The sequence below is a fragment of the Streptococcus sp. 1453 genome, from assembly GCF_013276955.1.
Lineage (GTDB): Bacteria > Bacillota > Bacilli > Lactobacillales > Streptococcaceae > Streptococcus.
This window is the reverse complement of sequence record NZ_VMLZ01000007.1, coordinates 1-13,482: the sequence shown is the minus strand read 5'-3', so window position 1 is coordinate 13,482 and position 13,482 is coordinate 1. Positions and strand designations below refer to the sequence as shown.

Below are 13,482 nucleotides of genomic sequence, written 5' to 3'. Positions count from 1 at the left end.
TGGGATGAAAAAACTAGTCTTTGTCTGTCTGGGGAATATTTGCCGTAGTCCTATGGCCGAGTTTGTTATGAAATCAATGACAGATAATTATGAAATCCAAAGTCGAGCGACTTCCTCTTGGGAACATGGCAATCTGATTCATAAGGGAACTCAAGGGATTTTTCAACAGTATGAGATTCCTTATGACAAGAATAAGACATCGCTTCAGATTAGTAAGGAAGATTTTGAAGCCTTTGATTATATTATCGGAATGGACGCTTCAAATGTTTCTGACTTACGTCAGATGTGTCCAGCAGACTGTCAAGATAAGATTTACTCATTCGCATCAGAAAGTGTTCCAGATCCTTGGTATACAGGAGATTTTGAGGAAACTTATCAGCGTGTTCAAGAGGGGTGTCAAGCTTGGTTAGAACGTTTAGAAAAGGAGAGTGAAGATGGAAAATCTTAAGAATTTTTACGAAAAGTATCGTGTCTATCTGACTCGTCCACGTTTAGAGCTTTTAGCAGTAGTTGCCATTGTTTTCTGTGCTGTGCTCGTCTTTTTTCTAAATATTCCCGGAAAAGGTGTTCTAAAGCTTGATAATGGAACGATTGTTTACGACGGCAGTCTTGTCCGTGGTAAAATGAATGGACAAGGAACCATTACCTTCCAAAATGGAGACCAATATACGGGTGGTTTCAACAATGGAGCCTTCAACGGAAAAGGTACCTTTCAATCTAAAGAAGGCTGGACTTACGAAGGTGATTTTGTAAATGGTCAGGCTGAAGGAAAAGGAAAACTAACAACAGAACAAGAAGTCGTTTATGAAGGGACTTTTAAACAAGGCGTTTTTCAACAAAAATAAAGCCTCCTTATCAAAGGAGGTATTATTAGAATTGTCAAGTAAGCGCTTACCTGTAAATCCCTTTCTTTCCAAGCTCCTCTTCCAAGCAAGTTTGTGAAATAAAAAATATTTGAAATAAATTTCACAAACTTTAAAGAAAAAGCTTGCTAAGAAAAGAAAATGACAAACATTTCACAAGGTACTAAAAATTCTTTGTGAAATGTTTATGAAACTGTTTACAAAGTTGAAATAATGCGTTATAATAAAATTGTGAAAAAATTAACAAAGGATATCGATCCTTGAAAGCTATGGAGGAAAATATGGCTGATAAAAAAACTGTGACACCAGAGGAAAAGAAACTCGCTGCTGAAAAGCATGTCGATGGCTTGGTGCAAAAAGCTTTAGTTGCTCTTGAAGAAATGCGTAAGTTGGACCAAGAGCAAGTTGACTACATCGTAGCGAAAGCGTCAGTGGCAGCTTTGGATGCCCACGGAGAATTGGCTTTACATGCCTTTGAAGAAACAGGACGTGGTGTATTTGAAGATAAAGCAACTAAGAACTTGTTTGCTTGTGAACACGTAGTAAACAACATGCGCCACACTAAGACAGTTGGCGTTATCGAAGAAGACGATGTAACAGGTTTGACTCTTATCGCTGAACCAGTTGGTGTTGTCTGTGGTATCACTCCAACAACAAACCCAACATCAACAGCAATCTTCAAATCATTGATTTCATTGAAGACACGTAACCCAATCGTCTTTGCCTTCCACCCATCAGCTCAAGAATCATCAGCTCACGCAGCTCAAATCGTTCGTGATGCTGCGATTAAAGCAGGAGCTCCTGAAAACTGTGTACAGTGGATCACTGAACCATCTATGGAAGCAACTAGTGCCCTTATGAACCACGAAGGTATTGCTACAATCCTTGCAACAGGTGGTAATGCCATGGTTAAAGCCGCATACTCATGTGGTAAACCAGCTCTTGGGGTAGGTGCCGGAAATGTTCCAGCTTATGTTGAAAAATCAGCAAACATTCGTCAAGCAGCACACGATATCGTCATGTCTAAATCATTTGATAATGGTATGGTCTGTGCATCTGAACAAGCGGTTATCATTGACAAAGAAATTTACGATGAATTTGTAGCAGAGTTCAAATCTTATCACACTTACTTTGTAAACAAAAAAGAAAAAGCCCTTCTTGAAGAATTCTGCTTTGGCGTGAAAGCAAACAGCAAAAACTGTGCTGGTGCGAAATTGAACGCTGACATCGTTGGTAAACCAGCAACTTGGATTGCAGAGCAAGCAGGATTTACAGTTCCAGAAGGAACAAACATTCTTGCTGCAGAATGTAAAGAAGTTGGTGAAAACGAGCCATTGACTCGTGAGAAATTGTCACCAGTTATCGCAGTTTTGAAATCTGAAAGCCGTGAAGATGGTATTACTAAGGCTCGTCAAATGGTTGAATTTAACGGTCTTGGACACTCAGCAGCTATCCACACAGCTGACGAAGAATTGACTAAAGAATTTGGTAAAGCTGTTAAAGCTATTCGTGTTATCTGTAACTCGCCTTCTACTTTCGGTGGTATCGGGGATGTTTACAATGCCTTCTTGCCATCATTGACACTTGGATGTGGTTCTTACGGACGCAATTCAGTTGGGGATAACGTTAGTGCCATTAACCTCTTGAATATCAAAAAAGTCGGAAGACGGAGAAATAACATGCAATGGATGAAACTTCCTTCAAAAACATACTTTGAACGTGATTCAATTCAATACCTTCAAAAATGTCGTGACGTTGAACGTGTCATGATCGTTACTGACCATGCCATGGTAGAGCTTGGCTTCCTTGATCGTATCATCGAACAACTTGATCTTCGTCGCAATAAGGTTGTTTACCAAATCTTTGCTGATGTAGAACCAGATCCAGATATCACAACTGTAAACCGTGGTACTGAGATTATGCGTGCCTTCAAACCAGATACAATCATCGCTCTCGGTGGTGGATCTCCAATGGATGCTGCTAAAGTAATGTGGCTCTTCTACGAACAACCAGAAGTGGACTTCCGTGATCTTGTTCAAAAATTCATGGATATCCGTAAACGTGCCTTCAAATTCCCATTGCTTGGTAAGAAGACTAAATTCATCGCTATCCCAACTACATCTGGTACAGGATCTGAAGTAACACCATTTGCCGTTATCTCTGATAAAGCAAACAACCGTAAATACCCAATCGCTGACTACTCATTGACACCAACTGTGGCAATCGTAGACCCTGCCTTGGTATTGACAGTTCCTGGATTTGTTGCTGCGGACACTGGTATGGACGTATTGACCCACGCGACTGAAGCCTACGTATCACAAATGGCTAGCGACTACACTGACGGTCTTGCACTTCAAGCCATCAAGCTTGTATTCGAAAATCTTGAAAGCTCAGTTAAAAATGCAGACTTCCACTCACGTGAGAAAATGCATAACGCTTCAACAATCGCTGGTATGGCCTTTGCTAATGCCTTCCTAGGTATTTCTCACTCAATGGCCCATAAGATTGGTGCGCAATTCCACACAATCCACGGTCGTACGAATGCTATCTTGCTTCCATATGTCATTCGCTACAACGGTACACGTCCAGCTAAGACAGCAACATGGCCTAAGTATAACTACTACCGTGCAGATGAAAAATATCAAGATATCGCACGCATGCTTGGACTTCCAGCTTCTACTCCAGAAGAAGGTGTGGAATCTTATGCAAAAGCTGTTTACGAACTTGGTGAGCGCGTAGGTATCCAAATGAACTTCAAAGCACAAGGAATTGATGAAAAAGAATGGAAAGAACATTCTCGTGAATTGGCCTTCCTTGCTTATGAAGATCAATGTTCGCCAGCTAACCCACGTCTTCCAATGGTTGACCACATGCAAGAAATCATCGAAGATTCTTACTATGGTTACAAAGAAAGACCAGGACGCCGTAAATAATTGTTATCAGCCTAGAGGCAGGAGTTATCCTGTCTCTTTTTTGTAATTCTATTTGAAAAATGGTATAATCATCGCATATATTTATTTGAAAATCAAATCTTTTATAATCATGCGAGGGGCAAATGAACAAGATAAATGAGTTAGGGGATAAAGTGCGACTTTTAAGAGAGGAGAAAGGACTTAGTCGTCCAGTTTTTTGCGGGAATGAGTCTGAATTATCAGTCCGTCAGTTGGTGCGGATAGAAAAAGGAGAATTTCGACCGACGATAAAAACCCTAGAATATATTGCAGATCGATTAGAAATTCCGTCCTATGTCTTGATGCCAGATTATAAGGAATTGCCTAAACGCTACCAAGAATTAAAGTACTTTCTTTTACATCATCCTGACTATGGAGACAAGGAGTTGCAGGAACAAAAGGAAGAATATTTCGATGAGATTTTTGAGAATTTTTATGATGATTTGCCACGTGATGAGAAGATGATAGTGGATTGTCTTCAAGCAATAGATGAAGTGAGAGCGACGGATAATGAACAGTATGGAATAGCGCTTTTAGATGAATCTTTTGAGGAACTATGGAATCAAAGAGAATTTTCGTTTTCAGATCTTTTGAAAATTCGATTGTATTTTTTATGTAGTTATTTAGAAAATATAAAAAAAGGACAGTTATCTATTAGCGAACAGCAGAAACTTCAATTAATGTTTCAAAAAGTGTGTAATAACGTAGAAAATAGCGGTACGGACGATTTATTTCTTGTTCGTGATGTGTTATTTGCAGGGCTGGGAAGTTGTGAATTATTGAATGACTTAGAGTTATTTAAGTTAGCTGTGGAAAAACTTAATTGGATTTCTGAAAAAACACGAGATTTCCAAAAGCAACCGATTGTCTTGATGGTGGAGTGGAAATATTATCTTCAGACTGATTATAATACGGCAAAACAAAAGTATGAAGAAGCAAAAATGATGGCGAGGATGTTTGGCAATGAGAAGTTAATCGTTAGTTTAGATAAGGAATGGAGCGAAGACTTAGAAAGGTATTGTTAAATGCTTTATAGGAGTGACATTTCTGTCATTGAGGGAATGCCGCTTTTTTGTTACAATGAATTTTATACTCAATGAAAATCAAAGAGCAAACTAGGAAACTAGCCGCAGGCTGTACTTGAGTACGGCAAGGCGACGTTGACGTGGTTTGAATTTGATTTTCGAAGAGTATTACTTGATATACATCCAGAAGCAAACTAGGCAATAGAGAGAAAATTCTAAGCAGTAGGTTCATAGTGGCAATCAGTGCTGATGTAGCTTGAAGGATTTTCTATAAGTGTGATGTATGACGACAACAGTTTTAAACAAGGGGGAAAGAATGTCCATTTTATCCATTAGAAATATTTCAAAGTTTTACACTTTGGACGGTAAACATCAAGAGCAGGCTCTAAGAAATATAAACCTGCAGATTGCAAAAGGTAAAATTACAGCGATTTACGGTCCATCAGGCTGTGGCAAAACCAGTCTACTCAATATCATCAGCGGTTTAGATAGACAATATGAAGGAGATTTAGAGTTTAAAGGGGAATCCCTCCGTGACTTATCAGAGATTGAACTAACTCAATTTCGTAAAGATAAGATTGGATTTGTGTTTCAAAACTTTAACCTCATTCCTCATCAGTCTGTCTTGGACAATGTCAAGCTACCTCTCTATGTCAAAGATTTATCTGACAGGGAGATGACAATGATTGCAAAGGAGCAATTAAGTAACTTAGGCATGGAGCCTTTTGTAGCTAAAAATGTTAAACAACTTTCTGGTGGGCAAAAGCAACGTGTAGCAATCGCGCGTGCACTGGTAAATCAGCCAGATATGATTGTAGCAGATGAGCCAACGGGTTCGCTGGATTCTCAATCCCAAGAAATGGTATTGGAAGTGTTTAAAAAATTAGCCCAAACAGGGAAAACAGTATTGATCGTAACCCATAATCCAGAGGTTGCTGAATATGCAGATGTGATTATCAAAATGAAGGATGGTGAAGTCGTTGAAGAAGTCAAAAAATAAAGGATTATCATTGAAAAATAAATTCAAACTTTCTTTAAATAACTTTCTGGAAAGAAAGTGGCGTAACCTATTGATTGCGCTAGCAACCTCAATCGGTTTTGTAGGAGTCTTAATTTCTTTCGGCTTGGGAAATGCATTGATTTCGATGATTGATGAAAATACGAATGGAGGTCAAATCCCTTCTCAAGTTCAGATTGCTTTAAACACAAAAAATGTTGGACGAGGCTTTTTGAACCAAGATGATAAGAACTATATCACAGATACAGTTGGAAAAGAAGCTATTAAATATTTGGAGAGTCCTTTTGGGATGACCATGTCAAATATGACTATAGATGGGCAAAAAATGGATCTGAGTCAAACGATGCCTTCTTATGCTCAAGTAGTGAGTCTCTATGAGGATACAAGTATCTCTGTTAGTAGTAATGAGACGGACAAAGTGTTGGCTGGCTCCCTCTATACTGATGCAAATGAACAAGGCTTAACGATTCCAATCAGCTTACTAAAAAATTGGAATGAACAGACAGGAAAAAATCTGACAGCTAGTGATGTTATTGGCAAATCAGTCTCAGCAAGTATTGTAGAAAATGCTGCCGAAGCTAGCAAGACTGCTCAATTTCAAACAAAGATTGTGCGTGTGATCAATGATGAAGATGACATGGAGGACAGCAACAGTTTCATGCCGTCTCATCAAATGGAAACGATTTTGAAAGAGGCTGGATTTACAAAAGCTGTATCTTATTTTATCTTGGAACTCAAAGATCCATCACAGACAAAAACGGTAACAGAAGAATTACAGAAAAATAAGAAGTATACTGTTCTTTCTCAACAGAAGGTTCTTGATATTGTGATTACCTTTATTCGTGTCATTCAGGGATTGTTGATTGTGCTTTCCTCACAAGCTATTGTGGTAGCAGCGGTCATGATTGGTATTATCATTTACATCAATATCATGCAACGTTCTAAGGAAATAGGTGTCATGAAGGCAGTTGGTTATCAAAATCGTGATGTCAAAGGAATTTTTATTTACGAGGCTATCTGGATTGTAGGAATCGCCTTGCTACTGGCCTTTTTGGTTGCACAAGGGGTGGGAAGTTTGGCGAATGCGGTTGTAAATCACTTTTACCCATCCATCACGAAGGTTTTTGAATTAAATTTGTTATCTGTTTTAGGAACTCTAGCTTTCGCTCTATTACTTGGTTATGTCTCAGCCTACTTCCCAGCGCGTAAAATTAGTAAAATGGATCCTGTAGAATCGCTACGATATGAATAGTAAGGAAGTTCTTGATTTATAGCCTTAAAAAGAAACTAACATAGAAAAACAATGCCCGTACTTGCAATTAAACTTAAATAGTTATATAATAGGTTTGTTGAAAGGTGATTTGTAGTGATTCAAGTTACTCTTTTCACAATAAAAATTTCATGATTTTCATAAGGAGGAAATCACTAATGGTAGTTAAAGTTGGTATTAACGGTTTCGGACGTATCGGTCGTCTTGCTTTCCGTCGTATCCAAAACGTAGAAGGTGTTGAAGTTACTCGTATCAACGACCTTACAGATCCAGTTATGCTTGCACACTTGTTGAAATACGACACAACTCAAGGTCGTTTCGACGGTACTGTTGAAGTTAGAGAAGGTGGATTTGAAGTTAACGGTAAATTCATCAAAGTTTCTGCTGAACGTGATCCAGAACAAATCGACTGGGCTAACGACGGTGTAGAAATCGTTCTTGAAGCTACTGGTTTCTTTGCTAAGAAAGCAGCTGCTGAAAAACACTTGCACGCTGGTGGAGCTAAAAAAGTTGTTATCACTGCTCCTGGTGGAAACGACGTTAAAACAGTTGTATTCAACACTAACCACGACGTTCTTGACGGTACTGAAACAGTTATCTCAGGTGCTTCATGTACTACAAACTGCTTGGCTCCTATGGCTAAAGCTCTTCAAGATAACTTTGGTGTTGTTGAAGGATTGATGACTACTATCCACGCTTACACTGGTGACCAAATGATCCTTGACGGACCACACCGTGGTGGTGACCTTCGCCGTGCTCGCGCTGGTGCTGCAAACATCGTTCCTAACTCAACTGGTGCTGCAAAAGCTATCGGTCTTGTAATCCCAGAATTGAACGGTAAACTTGACGGATCTGCACAACGCGTTCCAACTCCAACTGGATCAGTTACTGAATTGGTAGCAGTTCTTGAAAAGAACGTTACTGTTGATGAAGTGAACGCAGCTATGAAAGCAGCTTCAAACGAATCATACGGTTACACAGAAGATCCAATCGTATCTTCAGATATCGTAGGTATGTCTTACGGTTCATTGTTTGACGCAACTCAAACTAAAGTTCTTGACGTTGACGGTAAACAATTGGTTAAAGTTGTATCATGGTACGACAACGAAATGTCATACACTGCACAACTTGTTCGTACTCTTGAATACTTCGCAAAAATCGCTAAATAATTCATGAGTCGATAAAAAGCAAGGCCTCTGGTCTTGCTTTTTAAATATTAAAAAATGGATGACGCTATCATCCATTCTTTTTTAATTCTTTTTCAAAAGTATCTGATAGGGTAGTGAAGCTTAATTTCTCTAGAGTAAGCGGATGGGTAAAGGACAGTCGAAAGGCATGAAGCATAAGCCGACTTGTTTTTGATTTACTATTATAGAGAGGGTCGCCTAAAATAGGGAAGTTATGATGCGAAAGGTGCACACGAATCTGATGGGTTCGCCCTGTCTTTAGCTTGCAACGAACCAAGGAAGTCTTGTTTGGAAATTGCTTTAATCTGCTTACATGCGTTTCGGCATATTGCCCATTTTTTGTATCAACTACTCGTTTTCTGCGATCATGGCGATCACGTCCGATTTTGTCTTTGAAAACAAGTTCTTTGCTGCTGATATTTCCATCAACTAGTGCCCAGTATTCCCTAGAAATTTCTTTTTTCTCCAGTAAGCGATTGAGAATAGGCAGGATAAAAGGATTTTTGGCAAAGAGAACCAAACCACTGGTTTCCATGTCCAGACGATGAACGACATAGCAGGTTTGGCCAACATAGGCACTGACATGGTTAAGAAGAGCAATTTCGTTTGGTTGGTTACCGTGTGTTTTCATACCCTCAGGTTTGTTTACAATAATCAAGTGTTGATCTTGATAAACTTCCTGAATGAGGTTTGGGTTGCCCCAAGGGATTTCTTTTTCGGGATAATCTTCCTCGTCAAAAGTCAATTGGCAAACATCTCCAGGATTTGCCGTCTCGTTCCAATGAACTTCTCGCTGATTAATCAAAATGTGTTTTTTGATTCTCAAAAAATGACGGATTTTTCTAGGGATGAGGAGTTGCTCCTCAAGTAATTGCTTTACCGTCATTTGAGGTAGAGAGTCTGGTAATGTAAATGTGAATTGCATACAGATATTGTAACAAAAAAAGCCCTATTTGGATAGGAAATAGCTAAATTCTTGTCTTCCTATGATGAAGATGATAAAATAAACGCATGAAATTAGATAAATTATTCGAGAAATTTCTTTCTCTTTTTAAAAAAGAAACAAGTGAATCAGAGGATTCGGGGTCTACTAGCTTGCGTCGTTCTCGCAGTGATCGAAAAAAATTAGCCCAAGTGGGTCCGATTCGAAAATTCTGGCGTCGCTATCATCTAACAAAGATTGTCCTTATACTAGGTTTGAGTGCAGGCTTGCTAGTTGGAACCTATTTGTTTGCTGTAGCTAAGTCAACCAATGTTAACGATTTGCAAAACGCCTTGAAAACTCGAACACTCATTTTTGACCGTGAAGAAAAGGAGGCTGGTGCCTTGTCTGGTCAAAAAGGAACTTATGTTGAATTGACTGACATCAGTAAAAATTTGCAGAATGCCGTTATTGCGACAGAAGACCGTTCTTTTTATAAAAATGATGGGATTAACTATGGTCGTTTCTTCTTGGCGATTGTAACTGCTGGTCGTTCAGGTGGTGGTTCTACTATTACCCAACAGCTGGCTAAAAATGCCTATCTGTCGCAGGATCAAACTGTTGAGAGAAAAGCGAAAGAATTTTTCCTTGCTTTAGAATTAACAAAAAAATATAGTAAGGATCAAATTCTAACCATGTACCTTAACAACGCTTATTTTGGAAATGGTGTGTGGGGTGTAGAAGATGCCAGTAAGAAATACTTTGGAGTTTCTGCGTCAGAATTGAGTCTGAATCAAGCTGCGACTCTGGCAGGGATGCTCAAAGGGCCGGAACTGTATAATCCTTTGAATTCTGTAGAAGATTCGACTAATCGGCGTGATACTGTCTTGCAAAATATGCTTGCAGCGGGTTACATTGATAAAAACCAAGAAACCGAAGCTGCAGAAGTTGATATGACTTCGCAATTGCACGATAAGTATGAAGGAAAAATCTCAGATTACCGCTATCCTTCTTACTTTGATGCGGTGGTTAATGAAGCTGTGTCTAAGTATAATTTAACAGAGGAAGAAATCGTAAATAATGGCTACCGCATTTACACAGAGCTGGACCAAAATTACCAAGCAAATATGCAGGTTGTTTATGAAAACACATCGCTATTTCCGAGGGCAGAGGATGGAACATTTGCTCAATCAGGAAGTGTAGCTCTCGAACCGAAAACAGGTGGAGTTCGTGGAGTTGTCGGTCAAGTTGCTGATAATGATAAAACTGGATTCCGGAATTTCAACTATGCAACTCAATCAAAACGTAGTCCTGGTTCTGCAATTAAGCCTTTAGTTGTTTATACGCCAGCAGTTGAAGCAGGCTGGGCTTTGAATAAGCTCTTGGATAACCATACCATGCAGTACGACAGCTATAAGCTTGATAACTATGCAGGAATCAAAACGAGTCGAGAAGTTCCTATGTATCAAGCCTTGGCAGAGTCGCTTAATCTGCCTGCTGTTGCCACTGTTAATGATTTGGGCGTTGATAAGGCTTTTGAGGCGGGCGAAAAATTCGGACTCAACATGGAAAAAGTTGATCGTGTTCTTGGTGTCGCCTTGGGAAGCGGTGTTGAAACCAATCCTCTGCAAATGGCTCAAGCATATGCTGCCTTTGCAAATGAAGGTTTAATGCCGGAAGCTCATTTTATTAGTAGAATTGAAAATGCTAGTGGTCAGGTTATTGCGAGCCATAAAAATTCACAAAAACGGGTGATTGATAAGTCTGTAGCTGATAAGATGACCAGTATGATGTTGGGGACATTCACCAACGGTACCGGTATTAGTTCATCGCCTGCAGACTATGTCATGGCAGGGAAAACTGGAACAACTGAAGCAGTTTTCAATCCGGATTACACAAGTGACCAGTGGGTAATTGGTTATACTCCGGATGTAGTGATTAGCCACTGGCTTGGCTTTCCGACCACTGATGAAAATCACTATCTAGCAGGTTCGACTTCAAACGGTGCAGCACATGTCTTTAGAAACATTGCAAATACCATTTTACCTTATACGCCAGGAAGCACTTTTACGGTTGAAAATGCTTATAAGCAAAATGGAATTGGACCAGCCAATACAAGAAATCAAGTACAGAGTAATGAAGAAAATCAGGCAGATAATAGCCTTTCTGATATTAGAAGTCGTGCACAAAATCTGGTAGATGAGGCTAGCCGGGCTATCTCGGATGCCAAGATTAAGGAAAAAGCTCAAACAATATGGGATTCGGTAGTCAATCTATTTCGTTAAGATGCTTGTCAAAGCCTAGCTTTCTTGTTATAATAGATAGGATGGAGGCGTTATGGCACTAAAAAAAGCAAGCCTAGCTTGTGCGGTTTGTGGTTCGAGAAACTATTCAATCAAGATTAGTGGAAACCCCAAGCCTACACGACTAGAAGTAAATAAATTTTGTAAGCATTGTGGCAAGTACACTACACACAGAGAAACGAGATAGGAGAGAGCGATGCGTTTTATTGGAGATATTTTTAGACTTCTTAAAGACACAACATGGCCAACTCGCAAGGAAAGCTGGAGAGATTTTCGTTCTATCATGGAATACACAGCTTTCTTTGTAGTAATTATTTACATTTTTGACCAGTTGATTGTTTCAGGTTTGATTCGATTTATTAACATTTTTTAGAAGGTTAGTGGAGTTAATTACACTAGAAATCTTCTATTTATGAAAGGAAATATCATGGATAGTTTTGATAAAGGATGGTTTGTCTTACAAACTTATTCTGGTTATGAAAATAAGGTAAAAGAAAATCTATTACAACGTGCACAAACCTACAATATGTTGGATAATATTCTACGCGTTGAAATTCCAACACAAACAGTGCAAGTTGAAAAAAATGGAAAGAGAAAAGAAGTAGAAGAAAATCGCTTTCCAGGTTATGTTCTTGTAGAAATGGTGATGACAGATGAAGCTTGGTTTGTTGTTCGAAACACACCAAATGTTACAGGATTTGTCGGATCACACGGGAACAGATCAAAACCAACTCCATTATTGGAACAAGAAATTCGTGACATTTTGATATCTATGGGACAAACTGTTCAAGAATTTGATTTCGATGTTGAGGTTGGTCAAACTGTACGTATTATTGATGGTGCTTTTGCAGACTACACTGGTAAGATTACAGAAATTGATAATAACAAAGTAAAAATGATTATCTCTATGTTTGGTAATGACACAGTTGCAGAAGTAAACCTAAACCAAATTGCGGAATTATAACCCTGAGAGAGGCCCGTCCTCTCTTTTTTGTGCAGTTTAGGAGATAAAGAGAACAGAATGGATGAAATGTGCCAAAAGTGTGTTTGAATCTGTTAGACTGTACACAGAAAGGGGAAGACTATGCTTAAAGAATTGTATGAAGAAGTCCAGGGGAGTGTGTACAAGTGTAGAAATGAATATTACTTGCATTTATGGGAACTATCGGATTGGGACCAAGAGGGCATGATTTGCTTATATGAATTGATTAGTAGAGAAGAAGGGCTAGTAGAAGATATCCCACGCTTACGTAAATATTTCAAAACAAAATTCCGGAATCGAATTTTAGATTATCTTCGTAAGCAAGAAAGTCACAAACGAAGATATAATAAAGAACCTTATGAAGAAGTAGGCGAGATTAGTCATCGTATAAGTGAGGGAGGTCTCTGGCTAGATGACTATTATCTCTTTCATGAAACACTAAGAGATTATAGAAACAAACAAAGTAAAGAGAAACAAGAAGAGCTAGAACGCGTCTTAAGAGATGAACGCTTCCGAGGGCGTCAAAGAGTGCTAAAGGACTTACGTATTGTGTTTAAAGAGTTTGACATCCGTACTCATTAGGAATCCATGCAAAAAAGTAAAAAAAGTTTAAAAAAGGTGTTGACAAAGTTTGAAAAGCCTGTATAATAGTAAGAGTTGAAAATAACAACTCTGGTCCGTTGGTCAAGGGGTTAAGACACCGCCTTTTCACGGCGGTAACACGGGTTCGAATCCCGTACGGACTATGGTATGTTGCGGTTGGAACACTTGATGAAAAAAGTTTTAAAAAGTTTCAAAAAAGTGTTGACAAGCGAAAGCGGCTGTGATATACTAATATAGTTGTCGCTTGAGAGAAGCGAGTGACAAAGACCTTTGAAAACTGAACAAGACGAACCAATGTGCAGGGCACTACAACTAAGGTTGTAGTACTGAACAATGAAAAAAACAATAAATCTGTCAG

Annotated in this window: 13 protein-coding genes and 1 tRNA gene; 13 read left to right on the top strand and 1 reads right to left on the bottom strand. The window is 39.0% G+C overall.

All coding sequences use genetic code 11. The features are described from left to right. Nucleotides 1-4 precede the first annotated feature (4 nt). From HW098_RS06850 to gap, 7 genes are all read left to right on the top strand, one after another. Nucleotides 5-448: a low molecular weight protein-tyrosine-phosphatase gene (locus HW098_RS06850; protein ID WP_176139642.1), complete on the top strand. Its 444-nt coding sequence runs from the start codon at nucleotides 5-7 to the stop codon at nucleotides 446-448. Then, on the top strand, nucleotides 435-845 hold the full coding sequence (locus HW098_RS06845) for an MORN repeat-containing protein (RefSeq protein ID WP_000429317.1): 411 nt from the start codon (nucleotides 435-437) through the stop codon (nucleotides 843-845). Before HW098_RS06850 ends, HW098_RS06845 begins: the two co-directional genes overlap by 14 nt. Nucleotides 846-1,144: 299 nt before the next feature. Next, nucleotides 1,145-3,796: a bifunctional acetaldehyde-CoA/alcohol dehydrogenase gene (gene adhE / locus HW098_RS06840; protein ID WP_173276537.1), complete on the top strand. Its 2,652-nt coding sequence runs from the start codon at nucleotides 1,145-1,147 to the stop codon at nucleotides 3,794-3,796. Nucleotides 3,797-3,918: 122 nt separating this feature from the next. Further along, entirely contained in the window at nucleotides 3,919-4,839 is a 921-nt protein-coding gene (locus HW098_RS06835; RefSeq protein WP_176139641.1) for an XRE family transcriptional regulator, read from the top strand. 316 nt (nucleotides 4,840-5,155) lie between these two features. After that, on the top strand, nucleotides 5,156-5,839 hold the full coding sequence (locus HW098_RS06830; RefSeq protein ID WP_049512664.1) for an ABC transporter ATP-binding protein: 684 nt from the start codon (nucleotides 5,156-5,158) through the stop codon (nucleotides 5,837-5,839). Continuing rightward, the gene (locus HW098_RS06825) at nucleotides 5,808-7,109 is read left to right on the top strand and encodes an ABC transporter permease (RefSeq protein ID WP_173275319.1); all 1,302 of its coding nucleotides are present in this window, start codon (nucleotides 5,808-5,810) and stop codon (nucleotides 7,107-7,109) included. Before HW098_RS06830 ends, HW098_RS06825 begins: the two co-directional genes overlap by 32 nt. Before the next feature lie 176 nt (nucleotides 7,110-7,285). After that, on the top strand, nucleotides 7,286-8,296 hold the full coding sequence (gap, locus tag HW098_RS06820) for a type I glyceraldehyde-3-phosphate dehydrogenase (RefSeq protein ID WP_000260687.1): 1,011 nt from the start codon (nucleotides 7,286-7,288) through the stop codon (nucleotides 8,294-8,296). Between the two features lie 67 nt (nucleotides 8,297-8,363). Here the strand turns inward: gap and HW098_RS06815 are convergent, their stop codons facing one another. Continuing rightward, the gene (locus HW098_RS06815; RefSeq protein WP_345789774.1) at nucleotides 8,364-9,239 is read right to left on the bottom strand and encodes an RluA family pseudouridine synthase; all 876 of its coding nucleotides are present in this window, start codon (nucleotides 9,237-9,239) and stop codon (nucleotides 8,364-8,366) included. Between the two features lie 86 nt (nucleotides 9,240-9,325). Between HW098_RS06815 and pbp2a the strand changes: the two genes are divergently transcribed. From pbp2a to HW098_RS06785, 6 genes are all read left to right on the top strand, one after another. Next, nucleotides 9,326-11,521, top strand: coding sequence for a penicillin-binding protein PBP2A (pbp2a, locus tag HW098_RS06810; protein WP_176139640.1), 2,196 nt, complete (start codon nucleotides 9,326-9,328; stop codon nucleotides 11,519-11,521). 52 nt (nucleotides 11,522-11,573) lie between these two features. Beyond that, on the top strand, nucleotides 11,574-11,726 hold the full coding sequence (gene rpmG / locus HW098_RS06805; RefSeq protein ID WP_001809375.1) for a 50S ribosomal protein L33: 153 nt from the start codon (nucleotides 11,574-11,576) through the stop codon (nucleotides 11,724-11,726). A 9-nt stretch (nucleotides 11,727-11,735) separates the two neighbouring features. Continuing rightward, nucleotides 11,736-11,912 (top strand): preprotein translocase subunit SecE, encoded by a 177-nt coding sequence (gene secE / locus HW098_RS06800; protein WP_001210991.1) that lies wholly within the window; start codon nucleotides 11,736-11,738, stop codon nucleotides 11,910-11,912. Between the two features lie 54 nt (nucleotides 11,913-11,966). Then, on the top strand, nucleotides 11,967-12,503 hold the full coding sequence (nusG, locus tag HW098_RS06795; protein WP_000376734.1) for a transcription termination/antitermination protein NusG: 537 nt from the start codon (nucleotides 11,967-11,969) through the stop codon (nucleotides 12,501-12,503). A 120-nt stretch (nucleotides 12,504-12,623) separates the two neighbouring features. After that, nucleotides 12,624-13,103 carry a sigma-70 family RNA polymerase sigma factor gene (locus HW098_RS06790; RefSeq protein ID WP_176139639.1) on the top strand — a complete coding sequence of 160 codons (480 nt, stop codon included), beginning with the start codon at nucleotides 12,624-12,626 and terminating at the stop codon, nucleotides 13,101-13,103. Between the two features lie 92 nt (nucleotides 13,104-13,195). Continuing rightward, nucleotides 13,196-13,267 (top strand) — tRNA-Glu (locus HW098_RS06785). Nucleotides 13,268-13,482 lie beyond the last annotated feature (215 nt).

What these genes read in the sequence shown, in the direction of transcription:
- HW098_RS06850 (WP_176139642.1), top strand. Translation starts at nt 5, where the DNA reads ATGAAAAAACTAGTCTTTGTCTGTCTGGGGAATATTTGCCGTAGTCCT.
- HW098_RS06845 (WP_000429317.1), top strand. Translation starts at nt 435, where the DNA reads ATGGAAAATCTTAAGAATTTTTACGAAAAGTATCGTGTCTATCTGACT.
- adhE (WP_173276537.1), top strand. Translation starts at nt 1,145, where the DNA reads ATGGCTGATAAAAAAACTGTGACACCAGAGGAAAAGAAACTCGCTGCT.
- HW098_RS06835 (WP_176139641.1), top strand. Translation starts at nt 3,919, where the DNA reads ATGAACAAGATAAATGAGTTAGGGGATAAAGTGCGACTTTTAAGAGAG.
- HW098_RS06830 (WP_049512664.1), top strand. Translation starts at nt 5,156, where the DNA reads ATGTCCATTTTATCCATTAGAAATATTTCAAAGTTTTACACTTTGGAC.
- HW098_RS06825 (WP_173275319.1), top strand. Translation starts at nt 5,808, where the DNA reads ATGGTGAAGTCGTTGAAGAAGTCAAAAAATAAAGGATTATCATTGAAA.
- gap (WP_000260687.1), top strand. Translation starts at nt 7,286, where the DNA reads ATGGTAGTTAAAGTTGGTATTAACGGTTTCGGACGTATCGGTCGTCTT.
- HW098_RS06815 (WP_345789774.1), bottom strand. Translation starts at nt 9,239, where the DNA reads ATGCAATTCACATTTACATTACCAGACTCTCTACCTCAAATGACGGTA.
- pbp2a (WP_176139640.1), top strand. Translation starts at nt 9,326, where the DNA reads ATGAAATTAGATAAATTATTCGAGAAATTTCTTTCTCTTTTTAAAAAA.
- rpmG (WP_001809375.1), top strand. Translation starts at nt 11,574, where the DNA reads ATGGCACTAAAAAAAGCAAGCCTAGCTTGTGCGGTTTGTGGTTCGAGA.
- secE (WP_001210991.1), top strand. Translation starts at nt 11,736, where the DNA reads ATGCGTTTTATTGGAGATATTTTTAGACTTCTTAAAGACACAACATGG.
- nusG (WP_000376734.1), top strand. Translation starts at nt 11,967, where the DNA reads ATGGATAGTTTTGATAAAGGATGGTTTGTCTTACAAACTTATTCTGGT.
- HW098_RS06790 (WP_176139639.1), top strand. Translation starts at nt 12,624, where the DNA reads ATGCTTAAAGAATTGTATGAAGAAGTCCAGGGGAGTGTGTACAAGTGT.